Below are 22,353 nucleotides of genomic sequence, written 5' to 3' on the forward strand. Positions count from 1 at the left end.
TTGGTTCACTTCCCGGTGGCCTTGGCCAGGGCCTGTTCGATGCCCTGCAACTGGGTGGTCTGCCACTGCTGGAAGGTGGCTCCGGCGGGAGCGAGGGTCTCGGTCACCGTGGCGACCGGGATGCCCTGCGCCTTGGCCGCCTTGACCTGTGCCTGCACGTCGGGCGTGGAGTTCTGGGAGTTGTAGACGTAGATCTTGATCTGCTTGTTCTTGATCTGCTGGTCGATGGTCGCCTTGTCCTTGGCCGTGGGGTCGGAGCCCTCGCTCATCGCGTCCAGGAACGTCTCCGGGGTGAGCATCTTCAGCCCCAGGCCCTCGGCGAGCGGCGTGACGATGGACTCGGAGGCGCCGATCGGGGTTCCGGCGTACTTCGCCTTGATGCCGGCTATGAGCTTGCTGTATCCGGCGAGTGTCTTCGTCTCGAAGGTGGTCTTCTGCTGGTCGAAGTAGGCGGCGTCGGCCGGGTCGGTCTTCTTGTAGTCGGCGGTGATCTTCTCGATGACCTGGTGGACGTTGTCCGGGGAGTACCAGCGGTGCGGGTTCCCGCCCGGCTTGATCCCGACCAGGTCGCCGACCTTCAGTTCGGTGCGTCCGTTGCCGGGGTTGGAGGCGAGGAGTTTGTCGGCCCAGGCGTCGTAGCCGATGCCGTTGACGATGGCGTACTGGGCGCCGGCCACAGTGCGGGCGTCGGCGGCGGTCGGCTCGTAGGCGTGCGGGTCGGTGTCCGGGTTGGTGATGATGCTGGTCACCTTCACGTGGTCGCCACCGAGTTGGGAGGCGATGCTGCCCCAGAAGTTCTCCGCAGCCACCACCTGGATCGTCTTGCCCGAGCCGCTGCTGTCTCCGGTCTCGGTTGTGTTGCTGCTGTGCGAGGAGGAGGTCGAGCAGGCGGTCGCCGTTACGGCGGTCAGGGCGGCTGTCGCGGTGACCAGGGCGATCCTCGCGGAGGGCCGGGGAGAACGGGCGGCGGGGGCGGTGGACATGCAGCTCCTTCGGGTGATGCCCGGCGCGCGGCGGACACGTGCCGGGCCGGTTTGACGACACTCCCGACGCTAGATGGGAATGATTTTCAGATCAATGTAAGATGAAAACCGTTGCCATCTTTTGACCGGGTGTACTACCGCTCCGACGACTCGGGGCTCAGCAGTCACGGAACTCCGGTGACTGGTTGAGGATCTGCGAGCGCAGGGAGATGAAGCGGACACGGGTCTGGCCGCCGAAGCCTCGAGGCGGAAGGCTGCGACCCGGTGGCAGTTCTGGAAGGCGAGGGTGATGCCGAAGTGGTTTTACTGGCCGCCCCGGATCGCGTCGCTGGACGGGGCGCGCAGCAGCTGGCCGCACTCCTTCCCGGAGGGTGGCGGGATCCGGTTGTCGGTGAACTCCGCTGCGCCGTAACGTAGTTCGGCGGCTGGGCGGGCGATGAGGTAGTAGGCGTACGGCAGGGACGTGCAGACCGTTTCCGCGAAGTCCGCCTTCTGCATCTCACCGTTCTCGGCTTCGGCGAGCGGCTTCGGGGAGACAATCGAGTGACATGGGGGCAGTCCCGTTCCGTGATTCTGGTCGTGGTCGTGGTCGTGGTCGTGGTCGGGGTAGGGGTAGGGGTCAGGCGGGGGCGGCGGCTGGGCCGTGCCGGAAGTCGGGGTCGACCTGGGTGGCGAGATCCCGGCCGGTGGCCTCGTCGGCCCAGGCGGTGGCGTTGCGCAGGTGGAACTCCACGGCGTACCGCTGAAAGGCCGGCCCAGCCCTTGGGGCGGCCGTCGACGGCCTCACGCAGCAGGTCGGGGGTTCGGGTGTGGTGCGGCTCCAGCTCGCCGTGGCCGCGATTCTGCTCCTGAGCGCGGACGTACGAGGACTACTCGCAGTGCGCGAACAGCTCGTCGCCGACATGCTTCTTGAGGAAGAGCAGGCCGACCCAGCGGGTGACCTTGTTGCGGACGACGGCGACCGGGATGCCGAACTCGGCCGCGTGGTCGCGGTACTGGCGGTGCACGGAAACGCTCTTGCGGGTCGGTTCGACGACCAGGAACGTCATGTCGAAGCGGGTGAAAAGGCCCGTCGCCCTGCGCTCCGTCGGGCCGATCGCGTGAGTCCTCCTGGGGCGGCGGGCAGGCGACGTCCCCACGACCACCACATCGATGGTGTCCGTCAAAGCGGAACAAGCTCGGCAGCCCGTTCTGACTGGGCCTCATTTCACGGGTGATGCAGGCATTTCCGTTGTCCTGAAGTGAGCACTACCGCGGACACGCCGACGCCACCGGCCGATCACTCGCTCACCGCGGCAACCTCACAAGACCTGCATTGGTATGGCCTTGACCAGCGTAAGAGGGCGGCCGCATGGTGAACCAACTGGACCGCAGCTGACCTGACATGCCGTCTGTCAACGCTGCTTTTGGTCATGTGGTCCTTCCGAACCACCCCAAACCGCACGGAGGCTTGATGCAGCCAAGCGAGATACCCTCCGGATCCCTGGTGATCCACCGCCACCAACTGAGACGCCGGGTGCGGCGGACGGCAGGTGCCCTCACCACGGTGTTCGCACTCGCCGTCACCGCCCTCACCACCGGCCTGGCCACCGGGGCCCAGGCCGCCGCTCTCTCGTCCGCACCGCGCGCGTCCGCCTCAACGGGTACGACGGACTTCGGCTGCGACCGTCCTTCGGGAGCGGGACACGCCCGGTGCTTCGGGGTCATGAAAGGCCACCGCACCGCCTCGGGCCGCATGTCACCGTTCACCACCGGCTCCCCGACCACGATGGGGTACGTACCGTCCGAACTGCGTTCCGCCTACAAACTGGGCGGTACCTCGGGATCCGGTCGAACGGTGGCCATCGTCGACGCCATGGACGATCCGAACGCCGAGTCCGACCTGGCCGCTTACCGCAGCGCCTACGGTCTGCCGTCGTGCACCACCGCCAACGGCTGCTTCCGCAAGGTGAACCAGAGCGGACAGGCGGCTCCGCTGCCCTCCGGTGACTACGGATGGGCCGAGGAGATCAGCCTCGACCTCGACATGGTCTCGGCGACATGCCCCGGCTGCCACATCCTCCTGGTCGAGGCGAAGTCGACGAACGTCCCGGATCTCATGAAGGCCGAGGACACCGCCGCCACCACATCGGGCGTCGTCTCCGTCTCCAACAGCTGGGGCGGTGCCGAGGACAACACCATCACCTCCGTCGACTCGCACTTCAACCACCCCGGCGTCGCGATCACGGCGAGTTCGGGTGACTCCGGTTACGGCGTCTCCTGGCCGGCCTCCTCCCCGTACGTCACTGCCGTGGGCGGCACCTCGCTGAGCAAGGCGTCCAACTCCCGCGGCTGGGCCGAGACCGCCTGGAGCGGTGCGGGCTCGGGCTGTTCGGCGTACGAGGCCAAGCCGTCCTGGCAGCACGACTCCGGATGCGCCAAGCGTTCCGTCGCCGATGTGTCCGCGGTCGCCGACCCCAACACCGGGGTGGCGGTCTACGACACGTACAGCAGCTGCGGCGGCGCGTTGTTGTGCGACACCGAGCTGCAACTCGGTCTCGCACAGGGTGCCGATGGCTGGGTCGAAGTCGGCGGCACGAGCGTCGCGTCGCCGATCATCGCGAGCGTCTACGCACTGGCCGGAAACACCTCTCAGGTCGTGGGCGGCTCGTACCCGTACAACCACACGTCGGCGCTCAACGACGTCACCTCGGGCAGCAACGGCTCCTGCGGCGGCAGTTACCTGTGCACCGCGGGTCCGGGATACGACGGGCCGACCGGTCTCGGCACGCCCAACGGCACCGGCGCCTTCTGACGGCGCTTTCTTGCCGGCAAGGGCTGGGCCACGTCGCACTGGTGCGGCGCGAGCCCAGCCCTTGTCTTGCTGTGTGCGCTGGAACCCATCGCCGCTCGCATTCCTTGATGGCCTGGCGGGCTTGGGTCTGTGCGGGAGTGTGGGTCTGCGCGGTGCTGGCGGCGATGCCGGCCTGGCTGAGTGCGGTGAGGGTACCGGTGAGGCGCTCGGGGGTGAAGGCGCGGACGATCCATGTGTCTGGGGGAGTGCCCGCTTCTACCTGGGGTCTCCTGGGAGTCCTCAGGGGATTGTGCACTGGAGGAGGCGCGTTACTGGGTGCCTCGGCGGCCTGCGAAGGGTACGCGAGTAGGAGTTCTCGGTGGGCATCGCGCATGTGATCAAGCGCCGAGAAGGCGCATGTTGTTTGAGGGGAGCATTCGTCAGGACCTGCATCAGTTGATTGCTTGAGCTTGCGTTGGCGGCGTGGCTTGAAGGTGCTGGACGGCCTCGGCTGCCGTGTAGGAGGAGGCGAAGGTGAACGCGCGGGGGGACGGCCCGTGCGCCCGCAGGTCCGCCAGTCGCTCCAGGGCCTCGTCGACGCTCGGGAGGTGGCCGACGGGGACCCACCAGAGCACCAGGTGCGCCTCGACGTGCCGTTCGAACCATTCGCGGCGCCGCTGCATGGCCTCGAGGTGCCCGCTGCGGTAGGTGAAGTCCCACAGGGCTTCCTGCGTCTCCCACACCGACAGGGTGACGATGACGTCGTCGCCCGCCGGGCGCAGGCCGGTGGCGTCGGCCGCCCCCTCTTCCACGAGCCGCCACACGAAGCCGGGCGCGGCGTCGGCGGAGGCGTTGACCGGGTCGAGCATCTCGACGAACGGCGCCGTGCGCGGGTCGTCGAGGGGGTGCCGGAGCGTGGCGACGTTGAGGTGGGCGAGGTGGGCGGCATGCGCGGATGCGGTCATGACCTCATCCCAGCATGGCCCCCATTTCTATGTCAATCAATGTTGTTTTTAGAATTCTCGACCACCACGCAGCATTCCCCCGGCCGGGGGTCCATGCGGGCGCGGACGGGGCCGTCCGTGCCGAACAGCCCCTCCAGCAGCGCGAGATTCATACCGCAGACCAGTGGCGGGAAGCGTTCGGCGACAGCATGGAAGGGACAGTTGCGCATACGTACGACACTCGCGGCCGCCCCCGACACCTCTTCGCCGTCTTCGGCGTCCTCCAGGTGTGGTTCGTAGCCGCGGGCGGCGAGCATCTCCATGGCCTCTTCAAGACCGCCGCAGGGCGCCGCCGAGCCACGCAGGACCTCACCCCGGCGGCGCGCCGCCGCACACAGCCCGGCATCCAGCCCTGCCTGCTCGGCCGCCTCGGCGAGCAACTCGGCGGCAGTGCGGTAGTCGCGGGCGGGCAGTGACACCGAAAGCTCCGCCTGTGCCCGCGCGTACACCTTGGCGGGACGGCCCGCCCCCGGCCCCGAGCGGCCCGACAGACGGCGGCTGCCGCTCTCCAGCAGCCCGACCTCCGCCAGCCTGTCCAGATGGTGCGCAGCGAGCGTGCGCGCAATCCCGGCCGCCTCGGCGGCCTCGTTGCGCCCGACCTCGCGGTCCTGCGCCACTACGTACTCGTACAGGCGACGCCGCACCGGATCCTGCAACGCCGCGATCGCGTCAATGTCCTCCACCCGGCCATTCTAGGAACAACGCAGGTTGGAGATAGAACGGCGGACCCGACCCCGGCCCGTGCGCCCGACTCGCGTGGCCTGTCCGGGATGCAGGTGGTGTGCCCGTTTGATCATTCGTGGCGAGATATCGGCGCCCGTGAGGCTGTCGAAGCCGTGCTGTTCGAGCTTCTCCATGACGCGGCCGTAGCCGCATCCGTAGTCGAGGATCGCGGCGTGCCTGCTGATCCCGTCCAGCCCGGAAAGACGGAGCGGGTGGGTGAACGTCTTCGTGGCCGCGGCGGCATCTCAGTAGAGAACCTGCCTGTCGAGGTCGGACATGGCGGATGCCTCCCCGGGGGCTTGGCTGAAGCCGGTCATGCTGCCATGGCGGTGGAACGCTCGACGAGCCGGCCGCGCTCGAAGCGGGCACCTGCCCGGACAAGAGCAACGAGGTGAGGCGCGTTCACGGCCCGCCACCGCTGCTGGGCGGACTCCACCAGCTTGAAGGTCCTCGCCAGGGGCGGCGGAACGGGAGCCGGCCCCGCAGGCGACCTCGGTCCGCAGGCGGACGGTGGAGAAGGTGGACTCAGCGGGGTTCGTGGTGCGCAGGTGAATCCAGTGCTCGGCGGGGAAGCCGCAGAACGCCAGCAGCTGCTCCTGGTCGTCAGTGATCTTCTTGACGGCCTCGGGGAGCTTCGCGCCGTAGAGCTTCTCGAACGTCTTGACCGCCGCCGCAGCCTGGTCGCGGTCCCTGCAGTCCTAGATGTTCTGGATCGCCTTTTTCGCTCCGGGCTGCGCGGACTCAGGCATGGAGCCGAGGGCGTTGGCCGCTTTGTGAACCCAGCACCGCGCTGCTCGCGGGGGGGCGGGGAACTCCTCGGCCAGGGCCTCCCGGAAGTTCCTTGAAACCATCGGGAGGCCGGCAGGTAGAGCAGTGGCAGCACCTCACTGATCTTCGGGGACTTGCGGCACCACGGCGGCAGGATCGCCGAGCTGAACCGCTTGTGCTCGCCTTCGGCCCCACACCGACCGGGAGCGGTCGACAGTCCCGCTGACCGTGCAGCGGCGCGGCGACAGCCATCCGGAACACCTCGCGGAGGCAAGTGGGCTCAGTTGACCGGAAGTTCGTCGTCCTCCTGTCGGGAGGCTGTGCCGAGCAATGTACGCGCGACGTCTTCCAGCGATCCGAGCAGCGGGTTGGGGTCGTCAGCGCGCGTGACGAGTACGACCTCGCAGGGATCGATGTCGATGACCGGCACCAGGGCGATGTCCTCGCGCACAGCAGCGCGTCGATCGCCGACAGGGAAGATCGCGACACAGTGGCCGGTGGCGATGAGTTCCAGCTTGTCCTCGTAGCTGTCGTCGATCGCGGGCGGGGGTGGTGCCGGGCGGTCGCCGACCGGCTTGGGCGTGCTCCAGACAACCGGAGTGCTGACGCAGGCCACCAGTTCCTCGCCCGACAGAGCCCGCAGGCTGACAGCTTTCTCTTTCGCCAGATGATGACTCGCCGACGTGACCAGTACCCGCGACTCCTCATGGAGCTTGGTCACCCGGAAGCCTTCCGTGGGCAAGGGCAGAGGCCTGTACGCGACGAGGGCGTCGACCCGCCCCTCGGCGAGGGCGCGCATGTCCCGCCAGCCGAGGTGCCGGGTGCGGACCTGGCCGTCGGGGTGCCGGCGGCGCAGTTCCTGCACACAGGCGGTGATGACCAGTCCTTCGGCGTAGCCGACGGTGATGGTACGGGGTTGGACGGCGGCTCTGGCAGTGCGAGCGGCTTGCTCGGCCTCTTGGAGCAGTATCCGGGCCCTGGGCAGGAATGCCTGACCGGCGTCGGTGAGGCTGCTGCCCTGCGGCGAACGGTCGAACAGCCGGACACCGAGCTGCCCCTCCAGCCGCTGGATCTGACGGCTCAGCGACGGCTGCGCCAGGTGCAGCCTGATGGCGGCCCGGCCGAAGTTGCCGTACTCCGCCACGACCGTGAAATAGCGCACGAGCCGCAGATCGACGTCCATTCGCCAAGAGTACGTCGCGCGCCGTCATACGCCTGGCACATGACGGCATACGGAACAGGTCTTGGACAGGGAGTGCGTGTGGATATTTGGCTTGAGGGCATGACCACTTATGACGGCAAGAAGATCGTGATCACGGGCGGAAGCAGTGGTATTGGCCTGACTACGGCCCGGTTGTTCGCGGACGGTGGGGCGCACGTACTGATCACCGGCCGCACCCGATCCACGCTGGACGCCGCGCTGGAGCAGTTGGGGGACAAGGCGATCGCCGTCCGCAGCGACGCCGCGTCACTGAAGGACATCAAGGCGCTGGCCGACACGGTGGAGGAGCGGTTCGGCGCGGTGGACGCGCTGTTCGTCAACGCCGGCGTCACTGCGTCCGCGCCTTTGCACTCGACGACGGAGGAGATGTACGACGCACTGTTCGGCATCAACACCAAGGGCCCGTACTTCACGGTGCAGGCGTTGGCGCCGCTGTTGCGCGAAGGAAGCGGCGTGGTCCTCACCACGTCGGTGGTGAACGTCCTGGGCCTCGATGCGCTCAGTGTCTACTCGGCGAGCAAGGCAGCCCTGCGGTCGATGACGCGCACCTTGGCCCGCGAGCTGCTGCCACGCAAGGTACGCGTCAATGCCGTGAGCCCCGGCCCGATCGACACCGGCATCCTGGACCGCTCCTTGCCTGCCGACGTCATCGAGATGACGAAGGACACCTACCGGAGCACGAACCCGATGCAGCGGCTGGGGGCGTCCGAGGAAGTGGCCGCCGCGGTGGCGTACTTGGCGTTCGGTGCAACCTTCTCGACGGGAACGGAGTTCCCGGTCGACGGAGGGGCTTCGCAACTCTAGGCGCTCTGACCGCATAGGTTCACCGGCCGTTCAGGCCGCGGCGGCAAGGGGACGTCCATCCCGGCGGATGTCCCTCTCGTGCGGATGCGGGCGCGTTCCCTGCGCTCGGCGGCCAAGGCCTCGCGGTGGCGTGCACTGGCGTTGCGCCGGCACAGGTAGGCGTGCAGGGCCCGGTTCTGAGTTGTGTGGTTGGGGCGGTTCGAGTTGGCGATGGCGAATTGCCGCAGCGGTCCGAAGCGGGCCTCGACCGGGTTGGCCCAGGAGACACAGGTCGGGGCGAAGCACAGCTCGGCCTTGTTCTTCTTCGCCCAGCGGCGCATGCCGGCGCCTTTGTGGGAGGACAGGTTGTCCATGATCACGTGGACGGGGCCGCCGTCGGGCCGGGCGGCACGGATCGACTTCAGCGCGGCCGGCGTGTTTGCGGCACCCTTGTTCGAGCAGGCACAGCAGAGAGTCGCCCGCAGTAGGTGATCCGCCTTGTGGCCGGCCCGTCCAGGACCCTTCACCGGCCCATGGCGTCCTTCTGCCGGCGGACCTGACCTTGAACACCGCGCAGTTGGTGGCCCTGCCTTCGCGAGTAGGAGTCCTCGGCAGGAGTCGAGCCGGCGCGTTCTCGCGGCGCCACCACAAGCCATCCGTACCTGGGTTGCGTTCCAGGCGCTCGTTGAGGGTGGAGGCCCAGGACGGGCCGAAGTGGATGCCGTGCATGTAGCCGGTCAGGTGGGTGCGGCGGAGCCGGCGGAAGGATACCGGGCAGATCGACACCGGTCTGGGCCAGGATCATGTGGCCGACGGCCATGTCGATCGGGTCGCCGCAGGTCTCCTTGTTCCCCAGGGCGCGGGCGTCCTCGGCCAGGTGGACCCGGCGCATGCCCTCGGGCCGCCGGCGGACCCGGCCGAGGACGGCCACGAACAGAAATGACCAGGCGGGATCACGGGCTACCTGTATCCGGTTGCCCAGCCGCCAGGCCCAGAACCGGCGGTGACGACCGGTCAGCGACCCAGGGGAAGCCCACTGATCACTCCTGAAGGCCGTCATAGCCGGAACAGGGCTTGGGCGTTGCGATACATACTGACTTCGGTCTGATGGAGGCTCCGGACTGTCCCGGAGCGGTTCACAGCACCCATGTCTCCTGTGCCATGTGCGACTTGATCAGCGCGCGGGACTGGCTGACGGTGTCTTCGTCGGCACCGGACTCTGTCTCGACCTCTCACCGTCAACATCGTGAAGCGCTGAGGTCAGTAATCGGGTGCGGACGCCGCCGACAGCGGCTACGTTTGCACACGTGCCGACGATCGCCAAGACTGCATCCAGGTATCCTCCGCTGAATGTAGAGGTGCATACACCTCGGCTGTCGCTGATGGGCGCGACGGATGAGCTGCTGGAGCAGCTGCTGCCCGTGGTGCGCAAGGGAGTGGTCACGGCGCCGCCGTGGCCGTTCGACGACCCAATGTCGCTGTACAAGGACAGTCCAGACCGGGAATGGGCCTGGCTCCGCGCGATCTGGGCCGGCCGCGCAAAGGTCAGTGACGACTTCTGGCGGCTGTACTTCGTGGTGGTCGTCGACGGCGAACCGGTGGGCATGCAGGATCTGATGGCGACCGGCTTCTCCGATTTCGGCACCGTCACCACGTTCTCCTGGCTCGGCCCCGATGCGCGCGGTCGCGGGCTGGGCAAGGAGATGCGCCAAGCCGTGCTGCACTTGGCTTTCGACGGACTCGAAGCGCAGGCGGCCGCCAGTGACGCATTCGTCGACAACCACGCTTCGAACCGGGTCTCGCAGGCCCTCGGTTACCAGCGCAACGGGAGCGACTGGGCCACCCGGCGTGGTGAAGCCGCCGAACTCTACCGCTGGCGGCTGACACGCGAACAGTGGTCCAAGATCCGGCGCGAGGATATCGACCTTGTCGGCGTCGCCGAATGCCGACCAGCCCTCGGGCTCCTGACCTCGGGTGATCACTGAGCACGGCTGACGAGGTCCCGTCGGGTGGCTGGTCGAAGGCCAGGCCGACCCCTGCGATGATCCGTCGGTGTGGCGGACCGGTATTGCAGGCGTTTGAGCCGGGTGCGGGTCAAGCGCGCGAGTCGGTCCAGGACGCCCATGGTTATCGGCATAGCCCACCCCGGCCTGCCGCCGGCCAGGCGAAACCCCGGGCAAACCTCAAGGCGCCGAGGTCAGTATCCGCGGGGACTGGTGAAGGACGGGTGCGGCGAGGCCATCCAGGCCATGGCTGCACGGCTGCCGGACGGCCATGAGCAGAACCTGCAGCAGTTCGTGAACCGGTCCACCTGGGATCCGGTGCCGGTGCGTCGGCGGATCGCGCAGCGGCTGGTGCCACGGATCGGCCCGGACGCCTGGGCGGTCGACGACCTGTCGTTCCCCAAGGACGGCAGGATGTCGGTGGCAGTGGTTCCTCAGCGATGACGGTCTTTGAAAACAATTTCAGGAATCCCCAGCATCAGTACTGCGATGCGTTGGGCAAGCAGCCCAACCGCCAGGTCGCGGTCTGCGTGCACGCGGTCTCCGACGCGGTCTTGTGCCCGCTGAACTGGCGGCTGTTCCCGCCTGTGAGTGGCCGGACATGTCCAGCCCGGGCGGACCGGCGTCCCCGAGAACGTCGGGCAACCGGAGAAGAGGCTCCTGGATGGATGAAGCCTTCCTCGGGCTCGCTGCATGTCTCATCACCTATCGACATGTCGACGCCTTTGTCGGGACTCTTGGTCGTCCTCCGCACGCACCGACTGACGTGCACCCGGTCAGTGACGTGCACCCGGTCTATGAACGCTCGACGCCCCGGAGCATCGGGCGCCGGGTCCGGTCTCCGCGGGCGGGGTGCTGGGGGTGTCCGTCGGCGAGGCGTTTTCGGGCGACGGCTGCCGTGAGCTGTCTTTGGACCGGGTCCGGCAGGGACGTTCCCTGCACGGCGGTGACCACGTCTTCGGCCAGGAGGTGCAGTTTGGTGTTGGTGTTCTGTGATGCCGTGACCAGTACCTCCCACGCCTCGTCGGCGTTCAGGCCGAAGGAGGCCATGAGGATGCCGCGTGCCAGGTCTATCTCAGGCCGGGTCCGCAGCGCACGCCGCAACTGGACCACTTCGGTCTGCAGGAGGCCGTCCTCGCGGCTCTCGCGCAGCCGCCCGGGCCTGACGGCGGTCGGGTGGGCGTGGTCGTGCGCGGGGGAGAAGAGGGGGTAGGTGTCGGTGTAGGTCAGCAGGCGTTCCGCGGCGGGGCTGGCCGCGGTGATGGTGACCGTTCTTCCCGTCGTGAGCGCGTCGCGGCGAGCGGCCAGGAGCACGTTGAGCGCGGAACAGTCCGCGAGCTTGAGCCGGCCGAGGTCGAGGTCCACGCCCTCCTCCGACGTCGCGAGGGCCTTGGTGAGGGCGTGCCTAAGGCGCTGGCTGTCGTCGAGGCAGAACTCTCCGCTCACGGTGACGGTCACACGGGCGCCTCGCGGCCCGGCCTGCACGAGCAGAGTCGTGGCGGGCGGCAGTGTGCGGTCGGATTCGTCGCTTGAGGGGGGTCTGTCCCGAGGCGGTTCGTTCATGCTCGCCTCCTCCGCGTGTCTCTCCCAGGCTCACCCGCACCCCGTGACACGTCAAGCTCTACACGAATTGAAATTCGTATTTTGGGGTACGTGAACGTGTGGTCGTAGGGTGGAGTCATGGTTGATGGAGTGCCAGAGCCGCACAACGGGTGGACGTTCCTGACCAATCACGCGCGTGTGCTGGCCAGCATCGCCGACAACCACAACGCGCGCGTCCGTGACATCGCGGCGCGCTGCCGACTTACGGAACGCGCCGTTCAGAAGATCATTGTGGACCTGGAGCAGAACGGATACCTCTCACACACCCGCGTCGGCCGCGTCAATCGGTACAGCATCGACCCGGACAGGGTCCTGCGCCACCCGGCCGAGGCAGGTCTGACCGTGGCCTCCCTCCTGTCGGTGCTGGTCAGGGACGAGGACGAGCGCCGAGGCTTTGGCGAGCACGTCCGGCCGGGCACGTGAGGGCAGCGGTCAGCTGAAGCCGCCTCGAAAGTGACCAGCTCGCCGGCGTTCTACGTGTTCCATGTGTTCCATGTGCTCTGCGTGCTGCCGGGCGCGCTTTCTACATGGCCGTGCCCGTCGCGAGTCCGGCAGCCTCGCGGCAGCTTGATGTGATCACTGCGGTGCTCCTGGAGCAGGAGGAGGGTGAGGCGCGGAAGGCTCAGGAGGATCTTCGCCGGGGGATCAGGACGGGGAATTCTGACTACGGCGCTTGTCGTCTTCGGCATCCCGAGAAGGCGGAACGGCCGGAGCCGGTCGGCTTCGGCGAGCCTCGGGCACCGGGGCCGGCCCCAAGGGCTGCCGAAGGGAAAGTTGGTAGAGGGCTTGCCGGTCAAGGTTGCGAGGTGACATCGATGAAGGAATCACCTGACAAAGAGATGCCCGAGGCTGACGGCAGCACGAAACGCCGTGGCGACGAACCAGAGCGGCCTTTCGACCCTGACGACCTGATACCTGCCTCAGGTGGAGAGATTTCCTCCGAAACCGTCGAGCGGATGAGGCAGCGCCTGGACGGAGAAGATCGGGAAGCGGAAGGCGAGCAGACCTAGGCGTGGTGTCCGTGTCCACGGGAATTGTCCTGAAGCCTGCGAGGCTTCCGTCGGCAGGTCGGCAGGTCGGCAGGTCGGCAGGTCGGCAGGTCGGCAGGTCGGCAGGTCGGCAGGTCGGCAGGTCGGCGGTCGGCAGGTCATCGGCTCCCGTTCCCGCGGCCCGCGCCCGAGCGGTCTCCCGGCCTGCACCGGGCATGGGCCCTGCCGTGGATACAGGGGCGTCTACACGTTCAGGTACTCGCTGTAGCGGACCGGACCTGTACGCAGCCCATCCCGGAGAACCTCGTTGGCAGTGCCGACGAGGCGAGATGCTTGGCACCGTCCACGCCGGGCCGCCCGGGGCGGTCATCAGGAGACGCAGGTGTGGATGCCGCCACGGCTCACGCGTGCGTAGCGTCCGGGGTGGCGTGGTCGGTGATCCAGCGGTCGACGCGGGCCCACTGGGTGAGCAGCCACTCGCTGCGGGCATCGTTGCCTGGCGGCACGCGGCTTGCGGGTATGCGCCACCACCGTGCGCGTACGCCCTCGCGGAGTGGCAGCTGGCTCCAAACGCTGCGCGCCGAGTGGACGACGTCAAGGCCGGTGTGGGCGACGAAGACCACGTCGGCCGTGGGCGCGGCGGCGATCGCGGCGAGGGCGCCGGCGTCCCTCGGTGGTAGGACATGGCGCATCCGTTCCGCGCGTGACGCCCGGCGCGGCAATCCCTGGCGGCGCAAGGAGGCGATCGCGCGCCGGCGGCGGCGCGGTGTGAAGTTGCCGCCCTCCGGAAAGATCACGAGGGCGTCGCCCGGGCCCAGTCCGGCCGCCAGGTCCGCGATCGCGTCCTCGGCGCGGCCGTCGAAGGGCGGGAGGAAACAGTGGGGGACCCGCCCGATGAGGACGTCGAGAGCGGGGTCGGCGCGCAGTGTCCGCTTCAGAACGGTGTGGGGACGCAGCCCGGCTTGGCTGAGCAGGATCTGAAGCAGCAGGAAGGAGTCACCGACCCCGGCGTGCCGTACGAAGACCAGGACCGGTACCGCGGCGTGTCCGGTCTCGCCTGGTGGCGGGGGCCTCACCTCCACCTGGAGCCGGAAGACCTGCTCGCCCGCGCGTCGTAGCTGCCGCAGCAGCCTCTCCAGTACGGCGAAGGCATCCGCGGAAATCCGCTCCTCGCGGTCCAACCTGTCCGGCAGCCGCCGCGCCCACAGAACGGCGGCGGCCACCAGACCGGCCAAGTCCACCAGGAGGTAGATGAACGCGAAACCGGTGATCCGCACCGGTCTCCACGAGCCTTGCGTGGCGAGGGAGACCGGCGCGCAGAGCACGCCTGCGGCGATGAGGAGCGCGGCCACCGTGGGGACGAGGGCGAGCAGCAGTGCCGTGGTGGTCGTGCGGCGCAGCCCGGTGACCACCGCGCCGGCCACCCGTACCGCGCGTCTTCGGGACACACTCGCATCGGTCATGGCTTGCCGTCGGGTGTGCTGAGAGCGGTCTCCAGGTAGCGGGAGGAGGCTGCGTAGGCGCGTTCGATGCGCTCGGCGGTCCGGCCGAAGCTGCGGTAGGGGAGCTGCCACAGGGTGGCTGTGCCCTCCTCGGGGCCCGAGCCCGACGGCAGCACGCGGACCGTGACGCCGGGCGGCAGGTCCGCCATGTCACGCGCGAATCGGTGTCTGCGAGCGATCTCGAACGCCACCAGGGCCACCTGCCAGGGAGCCCGCGGTGGGCAGAGGGCTCGCTCGACGCGGCCGACCTGCAGCACATAGACCTCAGTCGCACCGAGGGCGACTGCGCGGCCGACGGGGATGCTGTTGACCAGACCGCCGTCGACGTAGTGCTCGCCGTCGAGCCGGACGGGCGGCAGTAGCCCGGGCACTGCACACGAAGCGAGCACGGCATCCACCAGCGGCCCGGCGGCGAACCAGTGCTCGGCGGCCCGCTCGATGCTCGCCGCCACGCACTGGAACGGCAGGGCCAGATCCTCGATGTCAGTCACCGGAAGGTGGGAGGAGAGCAGTTCGCGCAGCGGTGTGGGGTGGTACAGGTGAGTGCCGCTGCGTACGGCGGTGCTCAGCCGTCCGAGCAGCGACCCGGAGAACACGCCGGCACGCCCAAGGCCGGTCCACAGGTCGGCGAGCCAGGCCACCGACGCCCGCGAAGGATCGGCCGCGACAGCTGCGCCGTTTATCGCGCCGACAGAGGTGCCGACGACGAGGTCCGGCCGCACGGCGGCGGCGAAGAGCGCTTTGAGCATGCCGACCTCGTAGGCGCCGAGCGCACCGCCGCCGCCCAGCACGAAGGCGCGGGTCGGTGGGCGGGCGGGCCGGCTGTCCTCCATGGCCGAAGGGTGCCCCGACACGGCGCCGCCAACCACTGATGGATCCCTCACCGACCGCTGTGGCACCAACGGGGGACGCCAGCACCGCGAAGGTTCGGTCTCGCCTTCAGTCTCACCTTCAGTCTCGCCTTGAGCCGGATACCGGCAGTGTGGTCCCGGCAGACGGCTCGAGCGGCGCCAGGTGAACGCGGTGGGGCGCCCGGTTCGTGGGGGCGCTGAACTTCAGCAGTGCCCGTGCCGAGACCGGGATGGAGCCGCCTTCACCCTCGGCGCCCCCGTCGCACTGGTCTGTCTCGCGGTTCTGGACGCTTTGGAGCGACTGGGCGCGTGAGGCACGGCGCGCACCGGCGTCCGGATGCAGCCGTGTCCCTACCTCCTGGTATGACGGACTGGCGCTCCGGTGGGCGTGCTCGGATTCGCCGACGGGTACGTGCCGACACCGACGCGACAGTCTCGGCCCGGTCCTCTCTGACCGGGCCGTGCTGCTGACCTGGGACAACCCGCGCGCCGGCTCCCGCCTGGCCGCCGGGGTCGCCATCGAGGGAGTGCGCGCCGACCTGCTGCCGCAGGACGAGATGGGCACGGTCAAAAAGCTGGAGTGCGTCGGCCGCAAGGTGGCCCCGGTCGCAAGGTGATGATGGTCGGCGTCGGCGTCGGCGTCGGCGACGGCGTCGGTGACGACCGGCCCTGACCGCCGGGCGGGCAGGCGGCACCATGGGGCCAGTGGGCTCCGACCTCGCATTGGAGACCGCCGATGCGGTCTTCGTCCGCGACGAACTCCGCACCGTTCCGGGCGTTTTCTGACGCCCGGACGCGGCGCGTCGGCGGCCTTGGTCATGCGCACGGCCGGGGCGACCCAATGGAACGCTGTCGCCGAGACGACCGCGTCGAACGGTTCTCGCGTCGAACGGTTCTCGCGTCAACGGTCCCTCGGGCAGCGGCCAGCTCTCGAACGGAGCCGTCTCCACGTCCACCGGCCGCGGTCCCGGTCAGGTTGCGCCGGGCGACCCAGGGTCGTTGTCGTCCGCCGGCGCGCCCAGGGCGAGCCGCTCGCAGATCTCGCACCGATCGCCAGGCGCACCGAGGACCCGCTGCGCAAGAAACACGATCCGCCATCCGCCGACCGTGCCCCTGACCACCCGCCGCCGACCCAAGCCGGTCACCCTCGCGCATGACGCCGCAGCCGCCACTGGCACCCAGGCCCGGCGCCGACTGGGCCTGCGCCTGGCATGCGGCCTCACCCGGATGCGCAACGCGCATCGCTGGTGATCAGGTGCACGGCGCCGTCGTCGCGGGAGGTGAAGGGTGCTCTCGTACGCCCAGGCACTGGGTGCCGGAATCGGCATCGGAATCATGTATGCGCTGATCAGGGTGCCCTCCCCGGCGCCCCCGAGGGACTGTTCGGCATCGTCATCGGCGAATCCGGAGGACGCCTGCTACTCACCCGGCTGCGCCGCCGACCCGGCCCCGGCTGCACGCCGGAGATGTTCACCTGGTGGTTCTGGTGGCATTCCGTCGAGCCCGAGCGCTACTCACTGTGGTACCCCTACAACCACCAGTAGGCGATCCCCCGCGACCAGGATGTCCTCACCCGGCCCGGTGTAGCTGACGTCGATCGCTACATCGGCAACACCCACGACATCATCGAGTGCATCGGCCCCCTGCGCTCGGAACTCACCGTGCAGTTCCTCCACTCCTGCGAACTGGGCTTCGACACCAGCCGCTTCGCCCAGTCCGAGATCAGCGCCCACGCGTGCGGCAAGCTCAGCATCAACAACGGCGTCACGCTCCACCTCGTCCGTACCACGGCCGACGGTTTCGAGTGATGGGTCCCGTCATGCCCGACGTCATGTCCGGCTTCGGCTGGTCCGGGTCAGTGCGAGCAGCTTCTTGCGGATCAGGCGGCGGCGTCGATCCTTCTCCTGAGATCCGGCGCCGGCGCTGAAGTGTCGCGGCATCACAGGTTCGTGTCGAAGAACCCGGATACGAGCGACTCCTCCTCGGCCATGACGTCGGACGTCGGCGCGGTACCGGTGTCCGAGGCGATCTCCTCGGGCGTCATCACCCTGCTCAGCTGCGGCATCAGCACCTCGGCGTCGGTGAGGGAGCCGTGCCGCGTCCCCGGCAGCGTGATGGCGGCGTGCCGGCCGGTGCTGTGCGCCAGCACCGCGGCGCACGACGGGTCGGCGGCAGCCGTGCACGCGTCCGTGGAGTCGCTGGAGAGGATCAGGAAGGGCTTGCTCAGTCCGTGCTGAGCGACGGGTGAGAAGTTCGTGTCCGTCGGCGCGCCAAAGGTGTACTCGAGTGTCCCGTCCATGTTGATCCCCGCCTTGATCCGTGGGTCCTCGTACATGGCCTCGAGCGTGGTGAACCCGCCGCCCGAGTGACCGAACATGCCGACCCGGCCGATGTCCAGTGCCGACCCGAGTCCGGTCGGCAGCGGCGCGTGCTCGGCGTCGGGGTCCTGGCCGTCGGCGAGCTGCTTCAGCGAGTCGAGCACGAACTTCGTGTCCTCGACCCTGGTGCCAAGCACAACCGTCTCAAGGAACTTGGTCTGCGTCCCGTCCGCGACCGCCTGCGCGTACAGCTGGAGGAGCCGGCTCGACGCGACCCGGCCGTCGGGGAACTCGACCCCGGAGGTCTCGTACGTCGGGTCGATGGTCACCACGACGTGTCCCTCGCTCGCCAGCTGGTCGACGAGCACCGAGTCCCACGACCGCACGTCCCCCAATCCCGGCGAATACAGCACCACCGGGAACCTTCCGGAAGCCGCCGGCGCTTCCATGCGCTCAAAGGTCTTGATGGCTGAGTAGTTGATCGTGGTCCCCTTGGGGACGCTGTAGTTGTAGACGCCTGCCAGGGCGTTGAAGCCCGCGCTGGCCCCCGACGTCATCAGCGGCGCCCTTTGGTACCTCGCGGCATGCCGGGCCGGGTAGACGACGCTGACCATGAGTTCGCGGTACGTCTGCGGCGGGTTGTACGGATCAGGACGCGTTGAATCGATCAGATGCAGGTTCACGGCCCCGATCTGGTACGGCCCGGTAGGCCGCGGCAGTTGAGGCGTCACCGCAGACGGCGCGGACCTTGTCACCTTCATCGCCTTCGTGGCCTTCGTCGGCTGCGTCGACTTCATCGGCATCGTCGGCTTCGCGTCACCGGCAGCGGCGCTCGCTCCTGAAGCGAACGCGGCAAGCGCGACGAGGGACAAGGCGGTCAGGCACGACATGGCAGCGGTCTTCCGCATCAGAACTCACCTTCACATGTCAGGTCACGATGCTCCACAGCCCGCATTGATCGTGGACTGCGATACCTCGATCCTCTCGATCACCCCGCCGCGCGAGCCATCCCGCTGCCACGACAATCTGAGGTGGGGCTGGCCCCACCACGGAGATTGGCAAGAGGGGGGTGGCTGCGTGATACCGCAGAGAGGGCGCGCAGCACTGCGCAGATCCACTGAGCAACGACAGGGAAGCCGGCTCGTACCACGCCACAGGCTGCCCCACATCCTGTTCTGGCCGGGTTCGGCCGGCGTCCGGAACCGGCCGGAAAAGTGCCGTCGCACGGCCCCTGAGCCGTCGACACCGCCCTCGTGGACGCCTAACGTTCCGGTGGCCGCAGGAACGCACCGGCGCCCATCGCTTCCCACCCGGAGGTCCGGAAATGGCACGCCGTATGACCCGCACAGTCCAGGCCGCGCTCGCCGCCCTCGCGCTCGTCGCCGCGGCAGCCACCACCGCCCATGCCAACACAACCTCCCTGCTGCGACCGTCGGTTGGCACCCTGTGGACCTCCGATGCCACCGACAGCGGTGACGGCCAGAGCCACCTGATCGCCATCGATCCGTCCACCGGTAAGGAGACCGCCCGTATCGGCGTCGGTGCCGAAGCCGAGCCATGGTCCATCGCCCTCACCCGCAATGGCCGCACCGCCTACGTCGCGAACTTCCACAACGGCACCCTCGGGGTCGTCGACACCTCCGCCAGGAAGATGACCACCGCCGTGCCACTCGGCATCGACGCCGACTACGTAGCCCTGAGTGGCGACCAGAAGTACGCATACGTCACCTCGATGGTCGCCCAGCAACTGGCCGTCGTGGACACCGCTGCAAAACGGCTCGTCAAGACGGTCACACTCCCCGGTCCCGCGGAGGGCGCCGCCGTGAGCCCCGACGGCAGGACCGTATACGTCGGCGTCTACTCCAGGCACGAAGTGCTCGCCCTCGACACCAGAACCGGCGCTCAGCACGCTGTTTTCTCCGCGGGCGGCCCGTCAGCCCGTCGCGTGCGGCTGAGCCCCGACGGCAAGCAGCTCTACGCCACTGACTACTACGGCGGCACCGTCGACGTCTACAACACCGCCCATCCTGCCCAGGCGCCGAGAAAGGTCCCGGTCGGCGGCCGACCACTGGATCTCGCGCTCAGCCCCGATGACCGCACGCTCTACGTCTCCGACACTCGCAGCGGCCTCGCTGCCATCAACACCCGCACCCTCAAAGCCCGGCAGTTCGCCGTCACACCGTCGTTCGGTGATCTCGCAGTGTCGATGGACGGCAAGGCGGTCTACCTCGCCCAGTACCAGTCCACCGGTTCCGTGTCCGCCCTTGACGCCGGTTCCGGTGAGGTCACCGGTACCTTCGGCGACGGCCTCGTTCATCCCAACGGCCTTGCATTGGGACGCACTTCGTGACGTCGTGACCTCCCGCCGGGTCGGCTAAGGTCGGATCGGCACACTACAAGCCATGTGGGAGCCGGTTGGCCTCGACGGAGCCGCGGAGCGCGTCTACCGCGCGACTTCCCTGGCACCGCCGCCTACGCCGAGATGACCGGCTTGCCCGAGCCCACTGTTCACGACGCCCTCACCCGGCTCTGCGCCGTCGAACTCGCCGCTCCGGTCCGGCGGCGGCCATGTACCCGTCGACCCTCGTGTCGGCCTCGGCGCCCTCATCCGCAGCCGCCGCACCGATCTCGACCGCCTCCAACAAGCCGCCGACCAACTCGCGGACGAATTCCGCGAGACCCTGCTCCGCGACGACACCCGCCGCCTCACCGAGACCGTGCACGGAGCCCCCGCCATCGCAGCGCACGTGGCCGACCTGCTCGCAGCCACCGAGCAGGAACAGCTCGTCCTCGTCGGGCCGCCGTTCCTCGACCCCGGTGACGACAGTCTCGATCCCATGCTTGCCGTGCTCGGCCGCGGTGTCACTTGCCGGGCCGTGCACGCCGCCGATGTCCTTGCCGCACCCGGGGGCTACGCACAGGCCCAGCGCCTGACGCAAGCGGGCGAGCGCATCCGCGTCCTGCCGGACATCCCTGTCAAACTGCTCCTTGCCAACCGCCGTCGTGCCCTCCTCTCCCTGTCCGCCAGTGCAGACCGGATGATGGAGACCGCAGTGGTGGTCCGCGAGTCCGCCCTGACCCAGGCGCTCGCCGCGTTGTTCGACGCGCTGTGGGAGCGAGCCGCCCCCTTCGGCTCGGCGGACGTGACGTTCACTGGTAGCGGCATTGCGCGACCTGCTGTCACCGCCCGCCTGCTGGGACTCATCCGCGATCGAACTGCGCAGTGTCGGCGCAGTCCAGGCCGCGGCGGTCACGGCGACGGTCGGAGCCCAGGAGGTCGGAACCTGGATCCAGGGCGTCGTCGGCGAGCTGTTCGCGACTGTGGCGGGTCAGCGGCTGCGGGAGACCGGCCATGCCGGCGGCGTGTACTCGGACGAGTTGTTCACCCTCCACCGGGGCAGGCCACGGTCTTCGTGCCCTGCGACGGCCCCGTCCGGCCGGTCGGCCGGGTCGCACCGCTGCTGGTGCCGGCGGTGGAACCCGCGGTGATCGAGCACTGCGGGCCGCCTTCCGAGGTCGACCGCGCCTACGGCACACTGGCTGCCTACGTCGCGCGCCACGCGCTCGCCGTCGACGGCCCGGTCCGCGAGTACTACCTGGTCGGCCAGTGCGACACCTTGGACAGCGCACGGTGGCGGACCGAGGTCTGCTGGCCGGTCTTCCGCACCGGCGTCGGCCACCGCGGATAGCACGACGATCCCGCCCGCCGACACGCAGATGCTGTCATAGACAGCCCTGTGGGGTCTGCCGCAGGTTTGGGTGACAGGTTGACCTGCCCCACCCCGGCCCATCACAAGATCAACTTTTGGACCCGGCCCGGGCTGAGTGCTTCGGTCACCGCGGTGGAACCGACGGAGGCGGGCTCACCGCGATGCCGGGTTCCGCGGCTACACGTGGGCGCTGATCACGCCGCCGTCGCCGAGCACGAGGTAGACGCGGTCGAGCTCGACACCGGCGTCGTGCTCGTGCGCGTCCAGCGTGGCGGACACGCCGCCGGCGTCGCCGAGGATCCGCGCACGGTAGTGATTCTTCCCGACCTTGGTCACCTTGGCCGTCCAGCCACCCATGAGCTCGAAAGCGCCCGGTCCCTCGTGTCCGCCGCCCATCCAAGCCTGGACCCGGCCGTCCTGCGTGAGCACGATGAACATGTCGTTGGCGTCGAGCCCGGCGTCCTGGCGGTTCGCCTCCACCGTGCCCAGGACATCACCGCGGTGGACAATCTTGAGCAGGTAGTGCTGCGAACCGAGCTTGTAAATCTCGGCCTTGCTGCCGTCGGGCAGGGTCTGGGTGCGCACAGGGGATGCCGCCTTGGGCCTGGCGGCAGAAGTGGTGCTGCGGTGCGCGGCGGTCGTCTGCGTCCGCATCCCGCTCCGGGCCCTGCCCCCGCTGGTCTTGGCCTTGTCTTTGCCTGCCTTGGCCCTGCCGAGGCCACCACCGTCACCGGTGAAGGAGGCGGCGGAGGCGGAGGCCTTCTTCTCCGAGCCGACGGCGTCCTTGCCCCCGCTCTGGCAGGCGGCCAGCGAGAGTGCCGCCGCCGCGGCGACGGCCACCAGGCCGACGGAACGGGCGGTACAGCGAGCACGGTGCGTGGTCATGATGAAAGCCCCCATGGACTGCCAGGACGCGGCGCCTCCCCCTGCTCCCGCAGAGCGACCGGCCGCATCGACTGTTTCGCTGCACTCCATAAGATGGCAACGAGACCGGCGTCGTTCACCCGGGTCTGTCCGCAGTCGGTAACAAGACGCCGGGCAACCTCCGACACGGAACAGTGCTGCTGCCTGTCACGGCTCCTGACCAGCGTCCTGTAAGGGGGCGCGGCAGTGCCTGGAGGA

At 68.7% G+C, this 22,353-nt stretch carries 20 protein-coding genes and 7 pseudogenes; 12 read left to right on the forward strand and 15 right to left on the reverse strand.

Translation table 11 applies throughout. The features are described from left to right. Positions 1-5 precede the first annotated feature (5 nt). From GQF42_RS42350 to GQF42_RS42360, 3 genes and pseudogenes are all read right to left on the reverse strand, one after another. On the reverse strand, positions 6-983 hold the full coding sequence (locus tag GQF42_RS42350; RefSeq protein ID WP_158928948.1) for a metal ABC transporter solute-binding protein, Zn/Mn family: 978 nt from the start codon (positions 981-983) through the stop codon (positions 6-8). A gap of 157 nt (positions 984-1,140) precedes the next feature. Continuing rightward, a pseudogene (locus tag GQF42_RS42355) lies at positions 1,141-1,533 on the reverse strand (SCO5389 family protein). A 69-nt stretch (positions 1,534-1,602) separates the two neighbouring features. Further along, positions 1,603-2,059: pseudogene (locus GQF42_RS42360) on the reverse strand (ATP-binding protein); the annotation flags it as partial. Between the two features lie 377 nt (positions 2,060-2,436). On the opposite strand from GQF42_RS42360, the gene GQF42_RS42365 reads away from it, so the two are divergent. Further along, complete coding sequence (locus tag GQF42_RS42365) at positions 2,437-3,777, forward strand: S53 family peptidase (RefSeq protein WP_158928950.1); 1,341 nt, start codon at positions 2,437-2,439, stop codon at positions 3,775-3,777. Between the two features lie 431 nt (positions 3,778-4,208). On the opposite strand, the gene GQF42_RS42370 is transcribed toward GQF42_RS42365, so the two are convergent. The 5 genes and pseudogenes from GQF42_RS42370 to GQF42_RS42390 form a co-directional block, all read right to left on the reverse strand. Further along, positions 4,209-4,721: a DUF3291 domain-containing protein gene (locus GQF42_RS42370; protein WP_158928952.1), complete on the reverse strand. Its 513-nt coding sequence runs from the start codon at positions 4,719-4,721 to the stop codon at positions 4,209-4,211. Between the two features lie 32 nt (positions 4,722-4,753). Then, entirely contained in the window at positions 4,754-5,443 is a 690-nt protein-coding gene (locus GQF42_RS42375) for a helix-turn-helix transcriptional regulator (RefSeq protein WP_158928954.1), read from the reverse strand. A 9-nt stretch (positions 5,444-5,452) separates the two neighbouring features. Further along, on the reverse strand, positions 5,453-5,677 hold the full coding sequence (locus tag GQF42_RS46565) for a class I SAM-dependent methyltransferase (protein ID WP_325100419.1): 225 nt from the start codon (positions 5,675-5,677) through the stop codon (positions 5,453-5,455). Positions 5,678-5,796: 119 nt separating this feature from the next. Beyond that, positions 5,797-6,319, reverse strand: a pseudogene (locus GQF42_RS47875) (transposase); the annotation flags it as partial. Between the two features lie 212 nt (positions 6,320-6,531). Then, entirely contained in the window at positions 6,532-7,434 is a 903-nt protein-coding gene (locus tag GQF42_RS42390) for a LysR family transcriptional regulator (protein WP_158928956.1), read from the reverse strand. Between the two features lie 99 nt (positions 7,435-7,533). Here GQF42_RS42390 and GQF42_RS42395 point away from each other — a divergent pair, with 99 nt between their 5' ends. Beyond that, positions 7,534-8,277: an SDR family oxidoreductase gene (locus GQF42_RS42395; protein WP_158931269.1), complete on the forward strand. Its 744-nt coding sequence runs from the start codon at positions 7,534-7,536 to the stop codon at positions 8,275-8,277. A 30-nt stretch (positions 8,278-8,307) separates the two neighbouring features. Here the strand turns inward: GQF42_RS42395 and GQF42_RS42400 are convergent. Then, a pseudogene (locus tag GQF42_RS42400) lies at positions 8,308-8,708 on the reverse strand (transposase); the annotation flags it as partial. Positions 8,709-9,563: 855 nt separating this feature from the next. Here GQF42_RS42400 and GQF42_RS42405 point away from each other — a divergent pair. Then, positions 9,564-10,241, forward strand: coding sequence for a GNAT family N-acetyltransferase (locus GQF42_RS42405; RefSeq protein WP_199272986.1), 678 nt, complete (start codon positions 9,564-9,566; stop codon positions 10,239-10,241). Between the two features lie 186 nt (positions 10,242-10,427). Further along, positions 10,428-10,913: pseudogene (locus GQF42_RS42410) on the forward strand (transposase); the annotation flags it as partial. 141 nt (positions 10,914-11,054) lie between these two features. Here GQF42_RS42410 and GQF42_RS42415 read toward each other — a convergent pair. Further along, positions 11,055-11,717 carry an ANTAR domain-containing protein gene (locus tag GQF42_RS42415; protein ID WP_233273684.1) on the reverse strand — a complete coding sequence of 221 codons (663 nt, stop codon included), beginning with the start codon at positions 11,715-11,717 and terminating at the stop codon, positions 11,055-11,057. A 222-nt stretch (positions 11,718-11,939) separates the two neighbouring features. Here GQF42_RS42415 and GQF42_RS42420 point away from each other — a divergent pair, with 222 nt between their 5' ends. Together GQF42_RS42420 and GQF42_RS42425 are read left to right on the forward strand one after the other, a co-directional pair. Further along, complete coding sequence (locus GQF42_RS42420; protein WP_158928959.1) at positions 11,940-12,284, forward strand: helix-turn-helix transcriptional regulator; 345 nt, start codon at positions 11,940-11,942, stop codon at positions 12,282-12,284. A 383-nt stretch (positions 12,285-12,667) separates the two neighbouring features. Beyond that, the gene (locus GQF42_RS42425; protein WP_158928961.1) at positions 12,668-12,871 is read left to right on the forward strand and encodes a hypothetical protein; all 204 of its coding nucleotides are present in this window, start codon (positions 12,668-12,670) and stop codon (positions 12,869-12,871) included. Positions 12,872-13,251: 380 nt separating this feature from the next. Here the strand turns inward: GQF42_RS42425 and GQF42_RS42430 are convergent, their stop codons facing one another. Beyond that, positions 13,252-14,298 carry a 1-acyl-sn-glycerol-3-phosphate acyltransferase gene (locus GQF42_RS42430; RefSeq protein ID WP_233273685.1) on the reverse strand — a complete coding sequence of 349 codons (1,047 nt, stop codon included), beginning with the start codon at positions 14,296-14,298 and terminating at the stop codon, positions 13,252-13,254. An 11-nt stretch (positions 14,299-14,309) separates the two neighbouring features. Beyond that, positions 14,310-15,185, reverse strand: a complete 876-nt coding sequence (locus GQF42_RS42435) for a patatin-like phospholipase family protein (RefSeq protein WP_158928965.1) — start codon at positions 15,183-15,185, stop codon at positions 14,310-14,312. A gap of 479 nt (positions 15,186-15,664) precedes the next feature. On the opposite strand from GQF42_RS42435, the gene GQF42_RS47405 reads away from it, so the two are divergent. The 4 genes and pseudogenes from GQF42_RS47405 (at position 15,665) to GQF42_RS47885 (ending at position 17,011) form a co-directional block, all read left to right on the forward strand. Beyond that, positions 15,665-15,820: a hypothetical protein gene (locus tag GQF42_RS47405; protein ID WP_158928967.1), complete on the forward strand. Its 156-nt coding sequence runs from the start codon at positions 15,665-15,667 to the stop codon at positions 15,818-15,820. Positions 15,821-16,310: 490 nt separating this feature from the next. Next, a complete protein-coding gene (locus GQF42_RS42445; protein ID WP_158928969.1) occupies positions 16,311-16,454 on the forward strand; it encodes a hypothetical protein in 144 nt (47 codons plus the stop codon). A gap of 36 nt (positions 16,455-16,490) precedes the next feature. Continuing rightward, positions 16,491-16,565, forward strand: a pseudogene (locus tag GQF42_RS47880) (hypothetical protein); the annotation flags it as partial. A gap of 68 nt (positions 16,566-16,633) precedes the next feature. Then, a pseudogene (locus GQF42_RS47885) lies at positions 16,634-17,011 on the forward strand (DAPG hydrolase family protein). 131 nt (positions 17,012-17,142) lie between these two features. Here the strand turns inward: GQF42_RS47885 and GQF42_RS42465 are convergent. Then, positions 17,143-18,429, reverse strand: coding sequence for an alpha/beta hydrolase family protein (locus tag GQF42_RS42465; RefSeq protein ID WP_158928971.1), 1,287 nt, complete (start codon positions 18,427-18,429; stop codon positions 17,143-17,145). A 428-nt stretch (positions 18,430-18,857) separates the two neighbouring features. Between GQF42_RS42465 and GQF42_RS42470 the strand changes: the two genes are divergently transcribed. Next, complete coding sequence (locus GQF42_RS42470; protein ID WP_158928973.1) at positions 18,858-19,871, forward strand: YncE family protein; 1,014 nt, start codon at positions 18,858-18,860, stop codon at positions 19,869-19,871. A 169-nt stretch (positions 19,872-20,040) separates the two neighbouring features. Here the strand turns inward: GQF42_RS42470 and GQF42_RS45225 are convergent, their stop codons facing one another. After that, positions 20,041-20,775: a hypothetical protein gene (locus GQF42_RS45225; RefSeq protein ID WP_199272988.1), complete on the reverse strand. Its 735-nt coding sequence runs from the start codon at positions 20,773-20,775 to the stop codon at positions 20,041-20,043. 159 nt (positions 20,776-20,934) lie between these two features. Between GQF42_RS45225 and GQF42_RS45230 the strand changes: the two genes are divergently transcribed. Then, positions 20,935-21,210: a GyrI-like domain-containing protein gene (locus GQF42_RS45230; protein WP_199272989.1), complete on the forward strand. Its 276-nt coding sequence runs from the start codon at positions 20,935-20,937 to the stop codon at positions 21,208-21,210. Between the two features lie 198 nt (positions 21,211-21,408). Here GQF42_RS45230 and GQF42_RS42485 read toward each other — a convergent pair whose 3' ends face one another. Beyond that, entirely contained in the window at positions 21,409-22,116 is a 708-nt protein-coding gene (locus GQF42_RS42485; protein ID WP_158928977.1) for a hypothetical protein, read from the reverse strand. Positions 22,117-22,353: the final 237 nt, after the last annotated feature.

Origin of the sequence: Streptomyces broussonetiae, assembly GCF_009796285.1 — a bacterium.
GTDB lineage: Bacteria > Actinomycetota > Actinomycetes > Streptomycetales > Streptomycetaceae > Streptomyces > Streptomyces broussonetiae.

Coding starts and splice junctions, on each gene's coding strand:
- GQF42_RS42420 (WP_158928959.1), top strand. CDS start 11,940: ATGGTTGATGGAGTGCCAGAGCCGCACAACGGGTGGACGTTCCTGACC.
- GQF42_RS42350 (WP_158928948.1), bottom strand. CDS start 983: ATGTCCACCGCCCCCGCCGCCCGTTCTCCCCGGCCCTCCGCGAGGATC.
- GQF42_RS42395 (WP_158931269.1), top strand. CDS start 7,534: ATGACCACTTATGACGGCAAGAAGATCGTGATCACGGGCGGAAGCAGT.
- GQF42_RS42365 (WP_158928950.1), top strand. CDS start 2,437: ATGCAGCCAAGCGAGATACCCTCCGGATCCCTGGTGATCCACCGCCAC.
- GQF42_RS42485 (WP_158928977.1), bottom strand. CDS start 22,116: ATGACCACGCACCGTGCTCGCTGTACCGCCCGTTCCGTCGGCCTGGTG.
- GQF42_RS42370 (WP_158928952.1), bottom strand. CDS start 4,721: ATGACCGCATCCGCGCATGCCGCCCACCTCGCCCACCTCAACGTCGCC.
- GQF42_RS42470 (WP_158928973.1), top strand. CDS start 18,858: ATGACCCGCACAGTCCAGGCCGCGCTCGCCGCCCTCGCGCTCGTCGCC.
- GQF42_RS42435 (WP_158928965.1), bottom strand. CDS start 15,185: ATGGAGGACAGCCGGCCCGCCCGCCCACCGACCCGCGCCTTCGTGCTG.
- GQF42_RS42465 (WP_158928971.1), bottom strand. CDS start 18,429: ATGCGGAAGACCGCTGCCATGTCGTGCCTGACCGCCTTGTCCCTCGTC.
- GQF42_RS42390 (WP_158928956.1), bottom strand. CDS start 7,434: ATGGACGTCGATCTGCGGCTCGTGCGCTATTTCACGGTCGTGGCGGAG.